We start from the raw sequence: 19,363 nt of genomic DNA on the forward strand, positions 1-19,363 counted from the left end.
CTGGATCACGGCGGGGAGCAACTGTTGCGCCCGATGATAGATACGCACCCGATTCATGGCCGCCTCAGCGCAGTTCCGTACCCAGCGCATACCAGTCCACCTTGCGGGTGACCCACATGATCACGGCCAGGATGCCGAACAACAGCAGCGAGCCCATCAGCAGCGCGTTGTTCTCGGATTTCAGCAGGATGTACAGCACGCCGTACAGCGCGGTCAGCATGGTGGCGAAACCCGCCGCGCGCAGCCAGCTCTGAAGCACGCCCGACAGGTAGAAGAACTGCAGTCCTATGCAGGCGGCCGCGGAGACGAGATAGGCCTGCCAGAACGCGATGTGCTCGGACAGGCTGAGCAGCAACAGGAAGAAGATCGCCAGCGCCAGGCCCACCAGCAGGTACTGCAGCGGATGGATCGGCAGGCGCTTGATCAGTTCGAACAGCGCGAAACCGACGAAGGTCAACACCACGAACAGGATGCCGTACTTGCTGGCGCGGTCGACCTGCGTGTACACGTCAACGGTGTCCGCGAGGCTGACCACCGCGCTGTCGATGGCGGTGTCGCTGCTATCGTCGGCAGCGTAGCCGGATGGCGTGGCGCTCAACGACGGCGGCTGGGTCAGCTTGCCCGATGCGGATTCCAGCTGGCTCTGCGCCGCGCTCGCCAGCGAAGAGACCTGCCAGCGCGCGGTGAAGCCCGCATCGCCCAGCGTCTTGCTGTTGGGCAGGAAGCGGCCACCGAACAGCGGCTGCCGCCAGGGGGAGCTCATCGCGATGTCGTTGCTGTCTGCGATCGGCGCGATGCCGAGCGTCTGGGTGCCGGCCAATGCCATGTCCAGGTGCACCTCGCTCGCGGGCAGGGCGCCGCCCTGTACCTCCAGCAGCGCGTGGATGCCTTCCATCCGCGACGACATCGCGCCGGTGCCGGCGGCCAGCGTCCGCGGCACGCCATCGACCTTCAGCGACGGCGTGCCGACCAGGCCGCGCACATCGGCCATCCCGACCACCACGTAGGGCTGCCCGTAGACGCGCCCGTCGGCACCCGGCACCTGCAGGGGTGCGAAGCTCGCCTTCATCGCCGCCTTCCATTCGTACACATTGACCGTGTACAGCCCGATGCGCCGCTCGCCCGGCTGCAGGCGACCGTCCACGGCCAGGGTGGCAGGGGTCTGCAGCAGGTAGCCCTCCTTCACATCCCGGCGCACCTCGGGCTTGCCGTCTTCGTTCAACGCGTTGACGAGGCGCTCTTCGCGCCACGGGATGACACGCAGCGGGCCGACCACCTGCTGTGGCCCGGCCATGCTCTGCGAGACGCGCGTTTCGGCCAGCGCACGGTAACGCTCGCGGTCCTGGATGACCCCGCGGATCATCACCAGTGGAATGAGCAGCAGCAGGACCAGCCCGCCGACGGTGAGGAAACGCAACAGCAACTTCAATGACTTCATGTCGATGCCCCGGTTGGATACGGGATGCATCGTCCGGTGCCGGTGTGCGACCGGCAGGAAGCGTGTTTGAAGGCTGTGTGAAGTGCGGACTAGAGCCTGGGCAGCGACAGCACCGCTTCGGCACCACCGTCGTGGCGGTTGTCCAGCGTGGCTTCGCCACCATGCAGGCGCATCACTTCGCGCACGAACGGCAGGCCCAGGCCGGAACTGCGCTGGCCGCCATCGGGCCGAGGCAGCGAATAGAAGCGCTCGAACACGCGCTCGCGTGCGTAGTCAGGCACGCCCGGCCCGCGGTCGCGGACGATGAAGCGCACCAGTCCGTCCGTGGCCTCGACCGCGAGCTCCACCGTGCCGCCCGGCGGCGAAAAGGCGATGGCGTTGTCCAGCAGGTTGCCCAGTGCGCGCCGCAGCAGGAAGGCGTCGCCTTCCACCGCCCAGGCCCCCGTCTGCGGCACACGCACCACGTCCACGCCGTGCGGGGTGAGCTTGGCGTCCAGGCCCTGCACCACCTCGTCCGCCAGCGCCGAGGTATCCACGCGTTCGCGGCGCTGCAGCCAGCCGTGCTGTTCCACTTCGGCCAGGGCCAGCAGCTTGTCGATGGTCTCGGTGAGGCGGTGTTCCTGGGTCTGGATGTTGCGGACGAAACGCTGGTGGTCCGCTTCGGGCAGGGGCTCCTGCAGCAGCTCGGCGGCACCGCGGATCGCGGCGAGCGGGCTCTTCATCTCATGCGTGAGCGACTGCACGTACTGCTCGACGTACGCCTTGCCCTGCAGCTTGCGGCGCATGGTCTCCAGTGCGCGGCCGAGGTCGCCGATCTCGTCGGCGCGCGGGCGTGGCGGCGGCACCGGCTCACCCGCGCTGACCGCCTGCGCGTAGCGGTTCAACCCGCCGATGCCGCGCACCAGCCACCACGTCATCAGCACGCCGATCAGGGCGGAGATGCCGATCAGCCAGGCGCCGCGCAACAGGATGCTGCGCTGGCTGGCGACGATGAAGGGCTCGATGCTGCGGTTGGGCTGCGACAGCGTCAGCACGCCCAGCAGCGTGGCGCGATCGGCCGGATCGTAGATCGGCGCGGCCACGTGCATCACCGTATTGGTCTCGTCGCCGGGCGCTTCGGGACTGGAACGGGCCCCGTATTCGCCGCGCAAGGTGCGGTAGACATCGTTCCAGCGCGAGTTGTCGCGGCCTACATCGCGTCCCTGCGAGTCGAAGACCACCGTGCCGCGCGCGTCGGTCACGGTGACGCGATAGTCCACGGAGCGCTTCTGGAAACGCCATACCCAGGCCTTCGGATCACGCTGCTGCGCCTGGGCCACGTTGCCGGCGAAGGTTCCCCCGGCGATGCGGCCCGCCTTCAGGTCGTCGGCGGCCATCTCGGCCAGCATGTTGGCCGCATCGACCAGCGTGGACTCCATCGCCTGCCGCACGCCCGGCTTCACTTCGTTGACGAACACCCGCATCACGAAGAACGCGGCGATGCCGACGATCAGGAAGAAGCCGAGGACGAGCTTCAGCCCCAGCCGCATCTCAGGCCTCGATCGCGTAACCCAGGCCGCGATGGGTGCGGATCGGGTCGGGGTCGGCGCCAGCCGCGCGCAGCTTGGCGCGCAGTGTCTTGACGTGGGTGTCGACGGTGCGGTCGGCGCTGTCGGCGTCGCTGTCCCATCCGCGGTCCATCAACTGCGCACGGCTGAGGATCGCGCCCGGCCGCTGCAGCAGCGCATCCAGCAGCGCGTACTCGTAGCGGGTCAGGTCCAGCAACTGCTGCCGGAAGCGGATGCGGTGGCCGTCGCGGTCGATGGCGAAGTCACCGCGCGCGGTCCATTCGCCCTCCACGGCCTTGACCGTACCGCCGGCACGCCGCAGGCGGGCGCGCACGCGCGCCACCAGTTCGCGTGGCGAGAAAGGCTTGGTGACGTAGTCGTCCGCGCCCAGTTCCAGCCCCAGCACGCGGTCGATCTCGTCGTTGCGTGCGGTCAGGAAGATCACCGGCACGTCGCTGAAACCGCGCAGTTCGCGGCAGACATCGAAGCCGCTGGCGTCGGGCAGGCCAACGTCGAGCACCACCACGTCTACGCCGCCGGCGCGCACGCGCGGCGCGACCTCGCGCGCCAGCAGGCAGTGGTCGGCTTCGATGCCTTCGCTGCGCAGGGCATACAGCACGGCATCGGCGATGGCGGCTTCGTCTTCGGCAATCAATACACGGGGCATGGCGCAAGCATATATGCTGCGCGCCATGAATTACCGCCATGCCTTCCACGCCGGCAACCACGCCGATGTCCTCAAGCACATCGTGCTGCTGGCCATGATCGATGCGCTGAAACGCAAGGACGCGCCGTTCTTCGTGCTGGACACGCATGCCGGTCGCGGCCGTTACCTGCTCGGCGGCTCGGAAAGCCGCAAGACCTCCGAAGCCGACGAAGGGGTGTTCAAGCTGCTCGACGCGCCACGCATGCCGGAACTCGTGGAGGCCTATCTCCGCGCGGTGCAGGCGAGCAACCCGGTCGGCGCGCTGGTCGCCTACCCCGGGTCGCCGCTGCTGACCGCGCAGGCCCTGCGCGCCCAGGACCGGCTGGCGGCCTGCGAACTGCAACCGGACGAGGCGCAGGCGCTGAAGGACCTGTTCGCCGGCGACGACCGTGTTGCCGTCCATGCGCGCGACGGTTACGCGGCGATGAAGGCGCTGCTGCCGCCCCGTGCAGGCGCGCAGCGCATCGCTCGCGGCCTGGTGCTGATCGATCCGCCCTACGAAGCCCAGGATGCCGAGTACCCGCAGATCATCGCCTCGCTGCGCGATGCCCTGGAGCGTTGGCCGGCCGCGACCTACGCGGTCTGGTATCCCATCAAGCAGCGGCGCACGTTGTCGCCGTTCTTCCGCAAGGCGACTTCGCTGCCCTCCAAGGGGGCGTTCGTCGCCGAGTTGCAGGTCCGGCCGGACGACTCGCCGCTGCGCCTCACCGGTAGCGGCATGCTGGTGCTCAATCCGCCCTGGCAACTGGACAAGGCGCTGGCGCCGGTGCTGCCGGCGCTCGCTGCCGCCCTGGGCGAGGCCGGCGCCAGCCACCGGCTGGAGTGGCTGCGCGCACCGGACTGACCCCGGCGGCGGGATCACGCGGCCCGGTCAGGGCGCTGTGCGAGAATCGCGCCCTTCCCCTTCACGACGACCCTCATCCATGGCCGGATCCAGCCTCTTCGCCCTGATCGACGACATCGCCACGCTGCTGGACGATGTGTCCGTGATGACCAAGGTCGCTGCGAAGAAGACGGCAGGCGTACTGGGCGACGACCTGGCACTGAATGCCCAGCAGGTCACCGGCGTGAAGGCGGACCGCGAACTGCCCGTGGTATGGGCGGTGGCGAAGGGATCGGTGGTCAACAAGGCCATCCTGGTGCCGGCCGCGCTGGCGATCAGCGCACTGGAAACCTGGCTGCACGGCAAGGGCTACAACATCCCGCTGGTGACGCCGCTGATGATGCTGGGTGGCGCCTTCCTGTGCTTCGAGGGCGTGGAGAAACTGGCGCACAAGTTCCTGCATGGCAAGGACACGGACAGCCAGCACCACGCCGAACTGGTCAAGGCGGTGCAGGACACGAACGTGGACATGGTCGCGTTCGAGAAGGACAAGATCCGCGGCGCCATCCGCACCGACTTCATCCTGTCGGCGGAGATCATCGTCATCTCGCTGGGCACGCTGACGGGACGCACCTTCATGGAGCAGGTGCTCACGCTGGTGGCGATCTCCGCAATCATGACCGTGGGCGTCTACGGCCTGGTGGGCGGCATCGTGAAGCTGGACGATGCCGGCCTGGCATTGACCTCCGATGTCCGCGAGAGCGGCTGGGCGCGGTTCAAGCGCGCCTTCGGCCGCGGCATCCTCTACAGCGCGCCCTATCTGATGAAATTCCTTTCCATCGCCGGCACCGCCGCGATGTTCCTCGTCGGTGGCGGCATTCTCGTCCACAGCATCCCGGCACTGCATCACTTCATCCAGCCTTACGCGGAAGGCAGCGTGGGCTGGTTGTGGGAAGGCCTGTTCAATGCAGGCGTCGGTGTGGTGGCCGGTGCGATCATCGTGGCCGTGGTCACCGCCATCTCGCGCCTGCGCGGCAAACGCCACGGCGCCTGAACCAGCGACGCCACGGCCCTCGCCCCGTCTCCGGATTTCATGCGAGCATCACACCATGACCGCGCCGAAACGCCTCCCGCCCTGGCATGAACACTTCCGCCTGCCCAGTGGGCGCGAATTGCTGATCCGGCCGATCCGGCCCGAAGACGCCGGCCCCATCCAGGGCGCGTTCGGACTGCTGGGTCCCGAGGAAATACGCCACCGCTTCCTTTACGCACTGAAGGAACTCACGCCGGAGATGGCGCAGCGGCTGGCGCATCCCGACCCCAATACCGAATTCGCGCTGGTCGCCGCCGAAACGCTGCCGCCGGGCGAAGCGCTGGTGGGCGCCGTCGCCCGCGCGGCCATGGTGCCGCGTACGCGCGATGCCGAGTTCGCCATCCTGGTCAGCCACTTCATCGCCGGGCAGGGGCTGGGCCGCCACCTGATGCGCAAGCTCGCCAAATGGGCGCGCTCGAAGAAGCTCGACCGCCTGTATGGCGACGTGCTGGATTCCAACCAGCCGATGCTCGCGCTGGCGCAGTCGCTGGGGTTCAAGCGCGTGCGCGAGAACGACGGCTCCGGTCTGGTCCGCGTGGTACTGGATCTCAACGAAGAAGCCTGAGGCGCGCAGCGCTGGCGTTCCGATCAACGGCCGCCCCGGCATCGGCGCGCAGGCGTAGGCTGCCGTGCAGGGGGCTGGCGGCAAGCCCTGCCGTGTTCGCCCAGGTCACGGCCCATGGCTATCGACAATGATCGCCTGAACACCTTCCTCGGCCGCGCTGTCGGCGATCTCGGCGCGGCGATCAGCGCTACGCTGATGCTGGTCGGCGACCGCCTGGGCTTGTACCGCGCGCTGGCGGCATTCCCTGCCACGCCTGCCGACCTTGCGCAGCGCACGCACACGCACGAGCGCTACATCCGCGAATGGCTGGCCAACCAGGCGGCCGGCGGCTACGTCACCTACGACGCCGACAGCGGACGTTACTCGCTCGATGACGCGCAGACGCTCTGCCTGGCCAGCCCCGACAGTCCCGTCGACCTGGCCGGCGCCTACTACATCGTCGAAGCGGCCTTCCATGCGCTGGAACGCACGACCGAGAACTTCCGCACCGGCCAGGGCATGGAATGGGGCGAACACCATGCCTGCCTGTTCCACGGTACGGAACGCTTCTTCCGTGCCGGTTACCACGCCCACCTGCTGACCGAATGGCTGCCCGCGCTGGATGGCGCGGTCGAGAAGCTCGGGCACGGCGCGCACGTGGCCGACGTGGGCTGCGGTCATGGCGCCAGCACGCTGCTGATGGCAAGAGCCTTCCCGCATTCGCAGTTCGTCGGCTACGACTACCATGCCGATTCCGTCCGTACCGCCAACGAGCGTGCAAGCGCCGCCGGCATCCGCAACGCGCGTTTCGAGGTGGCCGATGCGGTGGGCTATGACGAAGAAGACCTCGACCTGGTGACATTCTTCGATTGCCTGCACGACATGGGCGATCCGATCGGCGCGGCCCGGCATGCGTACCAGGCCCTAAAGCCGGATGGCCACTGCCTGCTGGTGGAGCCGTTCGCCGGCGACCACGTACAGGACAACCTCAACCCGGTGGGGCGCGTCTATTACGGCGCTTCTTCGCAGATCTGCGTACCGGTATCCCTCGCCCGCCACGGCCCCGCGCTGGGTGCCCAGGCCGGACAGGCCCGGTTGCAACAGGTGATGGCCGAAGGCGGATTCCGGCGTTTCCGGCGCGCGGCGGAAACGCCGTTCAACCTGGTACTGGAAGCCCGTCCCTGAACCATGCCGAGGAATCCGCCATGCCCCGCTACCTGATCGAACGCGATATCGAAGGCGCCGGCCTGATGACGCCGGCCGAGCTCAGGACGGTCGCGCAGAAGTCGTGCAGCGTGCTGGACGAACTCGGCCCGCAGGTGCAGTGGGAACACAGCTACGTCACCGACGACAAGATCTACTGCGTCTACCGCGCGCCCAGCGAAGCACTGGTCCGCGAACACGCACGCCTCGGCGGGTTTCCGGCCAACCGCATTTCCGCGGTGACGCAGGTGATCGACCCCCTGACCGCCGAGTGACCCCAGCCGGGCGTGACGGCCGGCCGGCGCGCGCTTGGTAAACTCCACCTCCCTTCGCGCTGGGCACCCCACGGTGTCCGGCGCTGCCGCTGTTTTGTGTACCCATGACCGATACCAAGAAACCTTCCCTGCCCGCTCCGCCCCTGCCTCGTGGCGGCCAATCCCGCGCCTGGTGGCGCGCGCCCGCGTCGCCCACCGCGCTGGCCTGGTCCATCGCCGCAGCCGCGCGTGCGCATGCCGGCCCGGTGCTGGTGGTCGCGCGCGACAACCACGAGGCGCACCAGCTGGAAGCGGACCTGCACACGCTGCTGGGCATCGCGGCCGACGTGCCGGTGGTGCCGTTCCCGGACTGGGAGACGCTGCCGTACGACCAGTTCAGCCCGCACCCCGACATCGTGTCGCAGCGCCTGTCCGCGCTGCACCGCCTGCCGACGCTGTCGCGCGCGATCGTGGTCGTTCCTGTGCAGACGCTGATGCAGCGCCTGTCGCCGCTGCGCCACATCGTCGGCGGCAGCTTCGACTATCGGGTCGGCCAGCGCCTGGACTTCGACGCCGAAAAGCGCCGGCTCGAAGCGGCCAGCTACCGGCACGTGCCACAGGTACTGGACCCGGGCGACTTCGCCGTGCGTGGCGGCCTGCTGGATGTCTATCCGATGGGCGCGGAGGCGCCGCTGCGGATCGAACTGCTGGACGACAGCATCGACTCGATCCGCCATTTCGATCCGGAAAGCCAGCGCTCGCTCGACAGGACCGATGCCGTGCAATTGCTGCCCGGGCGCGAAGTACCCCTGGACGAGCGTTCGGTGGAGCGCGCGATGACGCTGCTGCGCGACCGCTTCGACGTGGACACGCGCCGCAGTGCCCTGTACCAGGATCTGAAGTCCGGGCTGGCACCGGCGGGCGTGGAGTACTACCTGCCGCTGTTCTTCGACCAGACCTCCACGCTGTTCGACTACCTGCAGGAAAACACGCTGCCCGTGCTCACCGACGGCTTCGGTGAAGCCGCCGAGGCCTTCTGGGCACAGACCCGCAACCGCTACGAGCAGCGCCGCCACGACATCGAGCGCCCGCTGCTGCCGCCGGACGAGCTGTACCTGTCACCGGACGGCCTGCGCGAGCAGCTCAACCGGCGTGCGCGCATCGAGGTCTGCGGCGCGCAGCACAGCCGGTACGCCGATGCGCTGCCGCTGGGCGACCAGCCGTTGCCGCCGCTGCCGGTCGCGGCGAAGGACGCGCCTGCGGGCGACGCGCTGAAATCGTTCCTCGGCCACTACCCGGGCCGCGTGCTGATCGCCGCCGACTCGCCCGGCCGTCGCGAAGCGCTGCTTGAGGTCCTGCAGGCGGCGGAGTTGAAACCTGACGTGGTGGCAGACTTCAGCGCCTTTCTCCCTTCTCCCGCCGGGAGAAGGTGGCGCGAAGCGCCGGATGAGGGTGCGGCGAAGGCGCCGGCAACTGAATCATCGCGCACGTCGCGCACCCTCACCCCAACCCCTCTCCCGCAGGGAGAGGGGCTTCCTCGCTTCGCCATCGCGGTAGCGCCGCTCGCCGATGGCTTCGCGCTGGACGATCCGCGCATCGCGGTACTCACCGAACGCCAGCTGTTCCCCGAGCGCGCCACCCAGGCGCACCGGCGCAAGCGCACCGGCCGCGAACCGGAAGCGATCATCCGCGACCTCGGCGAGCTGACCGAGGGCGCGCCCATCGTCCACGAGGATCATGGCGTGGGCCGTTATCGCGGCCTGATCGCGATGGACGTGGGCGGCATGCCGGGCGAGTTCCTCGAGATCGAATACGCCAAGGGCGATCGCCTGTACGTGCCGGTCGCGCAGTTGCACCTGATCAGCCGTTACTCGGGCGCGTCGGTGGAAACGGCACCGCTGCATTCGCTCGGGGGCGAAGCCTGGGCCAGGGCGAAGAAGAAGGCGGCGGAGAAGGTGCGCGACGTGGCCGCCGAGCTGCTCGAGATCCAGGCGCGCCGGCAGGCCCGCGCCGGCCTGGCGCTGCACCTGGATCGCGCGATGTACGAGCCGTTCGCGGCGGGCTTTCCGTTCGAGGAGACGCCCGACCAGCACCATGCCATCGAAGCGGTCATCCGCGACCTGGCCAGCAGCCAGCCGATGGACCGCGTGGTCTGCGGCGACGTCGGCTTCGGCAAGACCGAGGTGGCCGTGCGCGCCGCCTTCGCTGCGGCCAGCGCCGGCAAGCAGGTGGCGGTGCTGGTGCCGACCACGCTGCTGGCCGAGCAGCACTACCGCAACTTCCGCGACCGCTTCGCCGACTGGCCGCTGAAAGTGGAGGTCCTGTCGCGCTTCAAGACCACCAAGGAGATCAAGGCCGAACTCGACCGCCTGGCGGAAGGCAAGCTGGACGTCATCGTCGGCACGCATCGCCTGCTGCAGTCGGACGTGAAGTTCAAGGACCTCGGGCTGGTGATCGTGGACGAGGAGCAGCGGTTCGGCGTGCGCCAGAAGGAAGCGCTGAAGGCGTTGCGCGCGAACGTGCACCTGCTGACGCTGACCGCCACGCCTATCCCGCGCACGCTCAACATGGCGATGGCCGGCCTGCGCGACCTGTCCATCATCGCCACCCCACCGGCCAACCGCATGGCGGTGCAGACCTTCGTCACGCCGTGGGACGCGGCCATGCTGAAGGAGGCGTTCCAGCGCGAACTCGCGCGCGGTGGCCAGGTGTACTTCCTGCACAATGACGTGGAGAGCATCGGCCGCATGCAGCGCGAGCTGCAGGAGCTGGTGCCGGAAGCACGCATCGGCGTCGCGCACGGGCAGATGCCCGAACGCGAGCTGGAACAGGTGATGCTGGATTTCCAGAAGCAGCGCTTCAACGTGCTGCTGTGCACGACCATCATCGAGTCCGGCATCGACATTCCCAACGCCAACACCATCATCATGAACCGCGCCGACAAGTTCGGCCTGGCGCAGCTGCACCAGTTGCGCGGGCGCGTCGGCCGTTCGCACCACCGCAGCTACGCGTACCTCGTGGTGCCGGACAAGCGCAGCATCACGGCCGATGCGCAACGCCGGCTGGAAGCCATCGCCTCGATGGACGAACTGGGCGCCGGCTTCACGCTGGCCACGCACGATCTTGAAATCCGCGGCGCCGGTGAACTGCTGGGCGAGGACCAGAGCGGCCAGATGGCCGAGGTGGGCTTCAGCCTGTACACCGAACTGCTCGAGCGCGCGGTGCGTTCGATCAAGGCCGGCCACCTGCCCGACGTGGACCTGGGCCAGGAGCGCCGCGGCGCCGAGGTCGAGTTGAACGTGCCGTCGTTGATCCCGGACGACTACCTGCCCGACGTGCACTCGCGCCTGACGCTGTACAAGCGCATCAGCAGCGCGCGCGACAAGGACGAACTGCGCGACCTGCAGGTGGAGATGATCGACCGCTTCGGCCTGCTGCCGGATCCGGCCAAGTACCTGTTCGCCACGGCGGAACTGAAACTCGCCGCGAACGAGATGGGCATACGCAAGCTGGAACTCGGCGAGCATGGCGGCCGCATCGTGTTCGAGGCCAAGCCGAAGATCGACCCGATGGCCGTGATCCAGCTGATCCAGAAGCAACCCAAGCTCTACACGATGGAGGGTCCGGACAAGCTGCGCATCAAGGTGCCGCTGCCGGACGCGCCCGACCGCTTCAATGCGGCCAAGGCATTGCTGACCACCCTGGCGGTGTGATGCGAATTGGCCTTTGCAGGAGGGGCTCCAGCCCCGATTTTTTCCGGTCAGGTGAGGGACGACGACGCAGGAAGAAGCATCGGGGCTGAAGCCCCTGCTGCGGGGGTGAGGCGATGCAATCCGTCGCGGCCGCGTGCGACCCTGGCGCTACAGCTGCGATTCGATCGGCAGCCAGCCGACGGCGCGCGCCACCCATCGGCGCCACGCGCTGGCTTCCGGTTCACGCTCCCACACCTTCGGCGGCTGCGTGGACGCGTCCTCCCAGCGCAGCGCGCCATCTTTCAGGGACACGCGATAACTCCGGTCGGGTGCGATCTTGGCCTGGTAGCTGCGCAGCAGCGCGGCCGCGGCACCGCGATCGCGGAACAGCACGCCCATCTCGGTATTGAGGTTGACCGAGCGCGGGTCGAGGTTGAAGGAACCGATGAAGCCGGCGTCATCGTCCACGACGAACGCCTTCGTATGCAGGCTGGCACCGCTGGAACCGAACAGGCTGCTGTCCTGTTCGCCATGCGGCATCAGCTCGAACAACGTCACCCCGCCTTCCAGCAACGCTACGCGATAGGGTGCGTAACCCCCATGCACGGCCATGACGTCGTTGGCGGCAAGCGAGTTCGTCAGCACGCCGACGTCCACGCCCTGCGCGCGCCTGGCCACCAGCCAGCGCGCACCTTCGTCGCCCGGCACGAAGTACGGCGAGATCACCCGCAGCTGGCGCTTGGCCTCGCCCATCGCCCTGCCCAGCCGATGGACCAGCCACTGGCCCTGTCCTTCCCCCTGGCCCTTGGAGGCGGGATCGGAATACACACCCACGTCATCCAGCCAGTGCAGCGTGGTGCCTCCCACCAGCGCGCGGACGCCGGGGGAACGCCGCAACCTCGCCACGTAGTCGCCCGCCTGTGCGGACGCATACCCGGCATCGCCGTTCTCGCGCAGCCGCTCCAGCGCGCCCTTCTCCGCGGTCGTCAGCGCTGCGAGTGGAATGACCGAGGCGCTGTTCCAGAAGTCGTCGAAGATCGCCGATGCCTGCGCGACCGCAGGTCCGATGAGGACCGCATCCAGATCGAGAAAATTGGTCTGCGCGGCGGCGTCGAAATACTCGTCGCCCACGTTGCGGCCACCCACGACCGCCACGCGTCCATCGGCAATCCAGGCCTTGTTGTGCATGCGGCGGTTCATGCTGACCGGGCGCAACAGCATCTCGCTGGCACGGCCCAGCACGCCGGCACGGCTGCGCGAGGGATTGAACAGGCGCACCTCGATGTTGGCATGTGCATCCAGTGCGGCGAGCTGGGAATCCTTGCCATGCGCGGTCATGTCGTCCAGCAGCAGGCGCACGCGCACGCCGCGATCGGCCGCGCGCAGGGCCTCGTAGCTCAGCAGGTTGCCGGTGAAGTCCTGGTTCCAGATGTAGTACTGCAGGTCCAGGCTGCGGCCTGCCGCGCGCGCCGTGGCGGCACGCACGGTGAAGGCGTCCAGGTTGTCCTGCAACAGGGCCATCCCGCTCCGCCCCGGATGCTCGCGCAGCAAGGGCGCGATGGCGCGGTCCAGCGGCGTGGCATCGGCGGCGATCGGCAGCGACATCGAGGCAGGCCCGCGCGCGGCCTCCGCGAACCTTCCGTAGCTGTACAGCGCCGTGCACGACGCCACCACCAGGATCAGCAGCAGGATACCCAGCCGACGCAACCACCTGCGCATGGTGCCCCCTTCTTCACGCATGGAGCCCTATCGTAGCCGCAGCCGTGTGAGGACACCGCTTGCGCGGTCCTGCCCACCGTTGCACGCTCGATGCTTCCGTCATGTCCGGGATTGCCATGCGCCTGCCGTACCTGCTCCGCTTTTTCGCCCTGCTGCTCATGCTCCCGTTGCTCGCTGCCTGCGCTTCCGGACCGGCGCGGGAGGCCGCCTCGGCCCCCCTGACCTTCATCGTGGTGCGGCACGCCGAAAAGGCCACCGACGACCCGGAGAATCCGAGTCTCTCCGCCGCCGGCCTGGCCCGCGCCGATGCACTGGCCCAACGCCTGCACGATGTCCCGCTCGTCGCGGTGTATGCCACCGAGTTCCGCCGCACCCGCCAGACCGCGCATCCGGCCGCCACCGCCCACGGATTGCCGGTAGAGGCGTACTACGCGCGTGGCCCGGCCGGTGAAGTCGCCGCGCAGTGGAAACAGCGGCATCGCGCCGGCACCGTGCTGGTGGTGGGCCACAGCAATACCGTGCCCGACCTGGTCGCGGCCTTGTGCGGATGCGCCACAGCGCCGATGGACGAGACGGAGTACGACCGCGTCTCCATCGTCCGTGTGCATGCCGATCGGCCGGCAACCCTCGAGGTGCAGCGCTACGGCGCACCGACCGCGCGATGAAGGCCCTGTTCGGCGACTGGGATGGCAGCATCGCGCACGCACGCCGGCTGCAGGAGCTGCTGGCGGCGGAAGTCGTGCTGCGCGACGACAGGCCCGAGGTACCACGCTGGCTGGCGGGATTCGATGTCGGTTTCGAAGACGAAGGCGCCATCACGCGCGCCGCTGCCGTGCTGCTCGCCGCCGACACGCTGCAACCCGTCGCATCGGAGGTGGTGCGCGTCCCCACCTCCATGCCCTACGTCCCCGGCCTGCTGAGCTTCCGCGAACTGCCCGCGCTGGTGGCGGCGCTGGAACGCCTGCCGCACGCGCCGGATCTCGCCTTCATCGATGGCCAGGGCATCGCGCATCCGCGCCGGCTGGGCATCGCCGCGCATTTCGGCGTGGTGACCGGACTGCCCAGCATCGGCGTGGCGAAGAACGTGCTGTGCGGCAAGCACGATGCACTCGGCGCGGCGCCCGGTGAGCGCACGCCGCTCATCCATCGTGGCGAGCAGATCGGCTGGGCACTGCGCAGCAAGCTGCGTTGCAATCCGCTGATCGTTTCGCCCGGCCACCGGGTGTCGATGCAGGGCGCGCTCGACGGCGTTCTGCGGACCTTGCGGGGCTATCGCCTGCCCGAACCCACGCGGCTGGCCGACCGGCTGGCATCGCGACGGGACTGACGGCGACCGGCGTCGGCTCATGCCCTTGATGGGGGATGCGCTGCAACGGATCGTTTCCGTATCGTCTGCCGGCGCCACGGCCCCGCGTGCGATGCTTCCGCCCACCCCGATCAGGACGCCCCCATGACCACGATCATCGCTCCCCGCGTGCACGACCTCGGCGGCGGCTTCAATGTGCGCCGCGCGGTACCCAGCCTGCAGGCCCGCAGTGTGGGGCCGTTCGTATTCGTCGACCACATGGGGCCGGCGGTGTTCGAGCCCGGGCGCGGCATCGATGTCCGCCCGCATCCGCACATCGGCCTGGCCACGGTGACGTTCCTCTGGTCCGGCGCGATCAACCACAAGGACACGCTGGGTTCGGAACAGGTGATCACGCCCGGCGACGTCAACTGGATGACCGCCGGCCGCGGCATCGCCCACTCCGAACGCACGCCGGTGGATATCCGCACCGGCCAGCACACGGTGCACGGCATGCAGACCTGGGTGGCACTGCCGACGTCGTACGAAGAGGTCGCGCCCGAGTTCCACCACCACACGGCGGCCACGCTGCCGGTGCTGGAACGCCCGGGCGTCCGGTTGCGCGTCATCGCCGGCCATGCGTATGGGGAAGAGTCACCGGTGAAGGTATTCAGCGGTACGTTCAATGTCGCCGTAGACCTGCAGCCGGACGCGGAACTGGAGATCGACAACGGCCACGCCGAACGCGCGCTCTACATCCTGGAAGGCGACGCCCAGGTGGACGGCGCCGACATCCCGGAGAAGCACCTGGTGGTGTTCGACCGTGGCACCCGACCGGTGCTGCGCGCGAAGACACCGCTCAAGGGCCTGCTGATGGGCGGCGAACCGCTCGACGCGCCCCGCCATATCTGGTGGAACTTCGTCTCCAGTTCGAAGGAGCGCATCGAACAGGCCAAGCAGGACTGGCTGGACGGTCGCTTCGGCCATGTCCCTGGCGAAACCGAGTTCATTCCCCTGCCCGAACGCTGATGGACCCCGCACGCGCGGCGAATGTGACACTTCCTTCATTGCCGTTTGAATGCGCCCGGCATAACGCAAAGCAAACACTTGCAGCGAGCGGCTTCCGCTATCGTGCGCGCACCGTCATGTGACGGGACGCACACCGATGGGGGTTGGCATGAGTCTGGCAAAGAAGCTCGCAGCGGAGTTCCTGGGGACATTCTGGTTGGTGCTGGGCGGCTGCGGCAGCGCGGTACTGGCAGCCCATTTCGGCGGTGACGGCAACCCGCTCGGCATCGGCTTTCTCGGCGTGGCACTGGCGTTCGGCCTGACCGTGCTGACAGGCGCGTACGCGTTCGGCCATATCTCGGGCGGTCACTTCAATCCTGCGGTGAGTTTCGGGCTGTGGGCGGGTGGCCGGTTCCCGGTCAAGGACCTGGTGCCGTACATCGTGGCGCAGGTGCTCGGCGGCCTCGCGGCCGGCTTCATCCTGTGGCAGATCGCCAGCGGCAATCCGGCCTTCGCGGTCGATCCGAACGCGGCGGGCGCATTCGCCAGCAACGGCTATGGCGCGATGTCGCCCGGCGGTTACTCGGTGGCGGCGGCATTCCTGACCGAAGTGGTGCTCACGGCGTTCTTCCTGATCGTCATCATGGGTTCGACCCATGGACGCGCGCCCGCCGGCTTCGCACCGATCGCGATCGGTTTGGCGCTGACCCTGATCCACCTGATCAGCATCCCGGTCACCAATACGTCGGTGAACCCGGCACGCTCCACCGCAGTGGCGTTGTTCGCCGGTCCGGCGGCCATCGGGCAGCTGTGGCTGTTCTGGCTGGCCCCGATCCTGGGCGGCCTGATCGGCGGCATGCTCTACGGCTGGATGGGACGGGATCGCGACTGAGCCCTGCCGCCTGTGCCCGGAACCACCGGGCACAGGCCCGACCCGCGGCGTGACGGGTGTCGCCGTTCGGCCATCGCTTGCGTTGTTTTGCGACGCAGCATGGGCTATGGTCGGGTCAACTGCCGGGGGAAAACGGCAGCCGACGTCGTGGAATGCCAGGGGATTACGCAGCGGCCGCACGCGGCCTGCCACGACGCGCGGACGAGTTGGCTCCGCCTACCGGGGCGCTCCACCCAGGGGATATCCATGAAGACCGTGATTGCTGTTTGCCTTGGCCTCTTTTCCGCCTCCGCGTGGGCGCAGGCTGCACCCTCGTGCCCCACCCTGCCCGCCAGCGCCGGCCTGCAGTGGGAGCAGCGCGCCGATGCCAGCTTCATTGCCTGCAAGGCGATCACCGCCGATGGACGCCAGGTACTGAACGTGATGCTGACCTCGCGCGATCCGAAGATCCGCCTGGAACGGCGCCTGCGCGAAGAAGAGAGCACGTTCTCCGGCGAGGAGATCTACTGGTACAAGCTGGACCTGGGCGGACAGGAAACCACACCGGCCATGGCATCCCGCCGCATCACCGTGGTCGAACTCGGCGACGACCAGTACGCGCAGGTCTGGATCAACGCGGACTCCGCGCAGGAACTCAGCTCGATGATTTCGCTGGCCCAGCAACTCGACGTGCGTGCGGCCAGCGCGCAGCTGTCCGCCGGCAACTGACGCCGCCGGCGGCATCCTCGACGGGAAGGCATGCCGCCCTTCGCGTCAGAACCGGCCTTCCTGGAAGTCGACGAAAGCCTGCATCAGTTCCTGCCGCGTGTTCATCACGAAGGGACCATGCCGCATGACCGGTTCGCGCAGCGGCCGGCCCGCCACCAGGATCAGCCGTGCCGGCTGGCTGCCGGCACGCACCTGCAGCGTGTCGCCACCGCCCAGCACCCCCATCTCGTGCGTGTCCAGCGGGCGGGCTTCGTCGCCCTCGCCCACCGTCACCGCACCCTCGAACACATAGGCGAACGCGTTGTGACCGACGGGCAGCGTGTACTCCCACGCATGTCCCGGCTGCAGCGCGATGTCGAGGTACACCGGATCGGTGGCCGGTTGCGAGATCGGTCCCTGCGTATCGCCGACAGCACCGGCGATCACCTTCACGTCGATGCCCTTGGCCGGGTGCGCAACCGGGATCTTCTCGGGTGCGAACTCCTGGTACTTCGGCGCCGTCATCTTGTCACGTGCCGGCAGGTTCACCCACAACTGGAACCCGCGCATCCGCCCGGACTCCTGCTCGGGCATCTCCGAATGCACCAGGCCCCGGCCCGCCGTCATCCACTGCACCGCGCCCGGCGTCAGCAGGCCCTCGTTGCCGTGGTTGTCGCGATGGCGCATGCGGCCGTCCAGCATGTAGGTGACGGTCTCGAAGCCACGGTGCGGATGCTCGGGGAAACCGGCGAGGTAGTCCTCGGCCTTGTCCGTGCCGAACTCATCCAGCAGCAGGAACGGATCGAGGTCCGGCAGGTCGGGGCCGCCGATCACGCGCGTCAACTTGACGCCCGCGCCATCGGACGTGGGTCGGCCGCGGATCGTGCGGATCACCCGGGCGGGCGTGGTGTCGGTCAGAGTGTTCATGGTGCCTCCAGTTCAACTGCCGACAAGATGGCACCGGCATGGCGGCTTAGGAACGGCAACCCACGTAACCATCCGTTCCACCGATGGCATGCCCGCTGCAGGAGGGGCTTTCTCGACCAAGACGGAGCCGGGCAAGCCCGGCTCCACCACGCAGGTCAGGCCACGTAGACCGACTTGATGTTCATGAACTCGTGGATGCCATGCCCGGCCAGCTCGCGACCGAATCCCGAGCGCTTGGTGCCGCCGAACGGCAGGCGCACATCGCTGCGCACGATCGCGTTGACGAAGGCCGCGCCCACCTGCAGCTGACGTGCGATGCGGTCGCCGCGCTCCACGTCCTTCGTCCACACGCTGGCGCCCAGGCCGAACGTGGTGTCGTTGGCCACGCGCACGGCTTCGGCATCGTCCCTGACGCGCAGGATGCTGGCGACCGGGCCGAACAGTTCCTCTTCGTAGGCGGGCATGCCCGGCACCACGGCATCGAGGATCGACGCCGGATAGCCCGCATGCGACGCATCGGGCTCGCCGCCCAGCAGCACCTTCGCGCCCTTCGACACGCTGGCCTGCACCTGCTTGTGCAGTTCATCGCGCAAGTCCTGGCGCGCCATCGGTGCCAGCGTGGTGGCCTCGTCCTGGGGATCGCCGAGCTGCAGCTTCGATGACGCCTCGACGAAGCGCTTCACGAATTCGTCCGCGATCGCGTCCTGCACGATGAAGCGCTTGGCCGCGATGCAGGTCTGGCCCGCGTTGCCGAAGCGCGACGCGACAGCGCCGGCCACTGTTTTCTCCAGGTCGGCATCGTCCAGCACGATGAAGGCGTCGCTGCCACCGAGCTCCATCACGCTCTTCTTCAACTGGCTGCCGGCGTTGGATGCCACGGAGCGTCCGGCGCGTTCGCTGCCGGTCAACGTCACGGCGGCCACGCGCGCATCGCGGATCACCTCGGCTGCCTGGTCGTTGTCGATGTGCAGCACACCGAACACGCCCGCAGGCAAGCCGGCGGTCGCCAGCACCTCGCCGATGATGTCGGCGCAGCGCGGCACGTTGCTCGCGTGCTTGAGCACGGCCACGTTGCCGGCCATCAAGGCAGGCGCGAGGAAGCGGAAGACCTGCCAGATGGGAAAATTCCACGGCATCACCGCCAGCACGCAGCCGATGGGTTCGTAGCGCACGTAACTGCGCTGGCCATCGGTGGCGACAGGCTGGTCCTGCAGGTAGTCGGCCGCGTGGTCGGCATAGTAATCGCAAGCGCCGGCACACTTGTCGACTTCGGCCAGGGCTTCCTTGCGCAGCTTGCCCATCTCGGCCGTCATGGTGCGCTGGATGTCATCGCGGCGACGGCGCAGTTCGGCCCCGATCGCACGCAGCACCTTGCCCCGCTCGGCGAGCGACAGCGCTGCCCAGGCCGGGAACGCCTGCTGCGACGCCGCCAGCACGGCATCGATCTGCGCGGAAGTCATCAGTTCGTGGCGGTACTCGACCTGTCCTGTCGCGGGATTGACGGTTTCGATGGTCATGGCGTTCGTTCGATGTCGTGATGCGTGG

Annotated in this window: 17 protein-coding genes; 11 read left to right on the plus strand and 6 right to left on the minus strand. The window is 68.3% G+C overall.

Annotated features, from left to right (window positions below; all coding sequences use genetic code 11):
• Positions 1-64 precede the first annotated feature (64 nt).
• The 3 genes from creD to creB all read right to left on the minus strand — a co-directional run bounded on the left by creD (position 65) and on the right by creB (position 3,679).
• Positions 65-1,438, minus strand: a complete 1,374-nt coding sequence (gene creD / locus WBN46_RS02515) for a cell envelope integrity protein CreD (protein ID WP_337730172.1) — start codon at positions 1,436-1,438, stop codon at positions 65-67.
• An 89-nt stretch (positions 1,439-1,527) separates the two neighbouring features.
• Positions 1,528-2,967: a two-component system sensor histidine kinase CreC gene (creC, locus tag WBN46_RS02520; RefSeq protein ID WP_337730173.1), complete on the minus strand. Its 1,440-nt coding sequence runs from the start codon at positions 2,965-2,967 to the stop codon at positions 1,528-1,530.
• Between the two features lies 1 nt (position 2,968).
• Positions 2,969-3,679 (minus strand): two-component system response regulator CreB, encoded by a 711-nt coding sequence (gene creB / locus WBN46_RS02525; protein WP_337730174.1) that lies wholly within the window; start codon positions 3,677-3,679, stop codon positions 2,969-2,971.
• On the opposite strand from creB, the gene rlmJ reads away from it, so the two are divergent.
• The 6 genes from rlmJ (at position 3,678) to mfd (ending at position 11,321) form a co-directional block, all read left to right on the plus strand.
• Positions 3,678-4,535, plus strand: a complete 858-nt coding sequence (gene rlmJ / locus WBN46_RS02530; RefSeq protein WP_337730175.1) for a 23S rRNA (adenine(2030)-N(6))-methyltransferase RlmJ — start codon at positions 3,678-3,680, stop codon at positions 4,533-4,535. The genes creB and rlmJ overlap by 2 nt on opposite strands.
• A gap of 79 nt (positions 4,536-4,614) precedes the next feature.
• A complete protein-coding gene (locus WBN46_RS02535) occupies positions 4,615-5,568 on the plus strand; it encodes a DUF808 domain-containing protein (protein WP_337730176.1) in 954 nt (317 codons plus the stop codon).
• 55 nt (positions 5,569-5,623) lie between these two features.
• Positions 5,624-6,172, plus strand: coding sequence for a GNAT family N-acetyltransferase (locus WBN46_RS02540; protein ID WP_192200719.1), 549 nt, complete (start codon positions 5,624-5,626; stop codon positions 6,170-6,172).
• A 114-nt stretch (positions 6,173-6,286) separates the two neighbouring features.
• Positions 6,287-7,336 (plus strand): class I SAM-dependent methyltransferase, encoded by a 1,050-nt coding sequence (locus tag WBN46_RS02545; RefSeq protein ID WP_337730177.1) that lies wholly within the window; start codon positions 6,287-6,289, stop codon positions 7,334-7,336.
• Between the two features lie 20 nt (positions 7,337-7,356).
• Positions 7,357-7,629, plus strand: coding sequence for a DUF4242 domain-containing protein (locus WBN46_RS02550; protein WP_337730178.1), 273 nt, complete (start codon positions 7,357-7,359; stop codon positions 7,627-7,629).
• Between the two features lie 104 nt (positions 7,630-7,733).
• Positions 7,734-11,321: a transcription-repair coupling factor gene (gene mfd / locus WBN46_RS02555; RefSeq protein WP_337730179.1), complete on the plus strand. Its 3,588-nt coding sequence runs from the start codon at positions 7,734-7,736 to the stop codon at positions 11,319-11,321.
• 147 nt (positions 11,322-11,468) lie between these two features.
• Here mfd and WBN46_RS02560 read toward each other — a convergent pair whose 3' ends face one another.
• Entirely contained in the window at positions 11,469-13,040 is a 1,572-nt protein-coding gene (locus WBN46_RS02560; RefSeq protein ID WP_337730180.1) for a phospholipase D family protein, read from the minus strand.
• A gap of 80 nt (positions 13,041-13,120) precedes the next feature.
• On the opposite strand from WBN46_RS02560, the gene WBN46_RS02565 reads away from it, so the two are divergent.
• From WBN46_RS02565 to WBN46_RS02585, 5 genes are all read left to right on the plus strand, one after another.
• Positions 13,121-13,684, plus strand: coding sequence for a histidine phosphatase family protein (locus tag WBN46_RS02565; RefSeq protein WP_337730181.1), 564 nt, complete (start codon positions 13,121-13,123; stop codon positions 13,682-13,684).
• Positions 13,681-14,346: a deoxyribonuclease V gene (gene nfi / locus WBN46_RS02570; RefSeq protein ID WP_337730182.1), complete on the plus strand. Its 666-nt coding sequence runs from the start codon at positions 13,681-13,683 to the stop codon at positions 14,344-14,346. Before WBN46_RS02565 ends, nfi begins: the two co-directional genes overlap by 4 nt.
• A gap of 123 nt (positions 14,347-14,469) precedes the next feature.
• A complete protein-coding gene (locus tag WBN46_RS02575) occupies positions 14,470-15,333 on the plus strand; it encodes a pirin family protein (RefSeq protein WP_337730183.1) in 864 nt (287 codons plus the stop codon).
• 148 nt (positions 15,334-15,481) lie between these two features.
• A complete protein-coding gene (aqpZ, locus tag WBN46_RS02580; RefSeq protein WP_142123942.1) occupies positions 15,482-16,204 on the plus strand; it encodes an aquaporin Z in 723 nt (240 codons plus the stop codon).
• A 246-nt stretch (positions 16,205-16,450) separates the two neighbouring features.
• Positions 16,451-16,912: a hypothetical protein gene (locus WBN46_RS02585; RefSeq protein WP_337730184.1), complete on the plus strand. Its 462-nt coding sequence runs from the start codon at positions 16,451-16,453 to the stop codon at positions 16,910-16,912.
• A gap of 45 nt (positions 16,913-16,957) precedes the next feature.
• Here WBN46_RS02585 and WBN46_RS02590 read toward each other — a convergent pair whose 3' ends face one another.
• Both WBN46_RS02590 and WBN46_RS02595 read right to left on the minus strand, forming a co-directional pair.
• Positions 16,958-17,818: a pirin family protein gene (locus WBN46_RS02590; RefSeq protein ID WP_337730185.1), complete on the minus strand. Its 861-nt coding sequence runs from the start codon at positions 17,816-17,818 to the stop codon at positions 16,958-16,960.
• A 155-nt stretch (positions 17,819-17,973) separates the two neighbouring features.
• Complete coding sequence (locus WBN46_RS02595) at positions 17,974-19,335, minus strand: NAD-dependent succinate-semialdehyde dehydrogenase (RefSeq protein WP_337730186.1); 1,362 nt, start codon at positions 19,333-19,335, stop codon at positions 17,974-17,976.
• Between the last annotated feature and the right edge of the window lie 28 nt (positions 19,336-19,363).

This window comes from Pseudoxanthomonas sp. CCNWLW251 (assembly GCF_037402255.1).
Taxonomy (GTDB): domain Bacteria; phylum Pseudomonadota; class Gammaproteobacteria; order Xanthomonadales; family Xanthomonadaceae; genus Pseudoxanthomonas_A.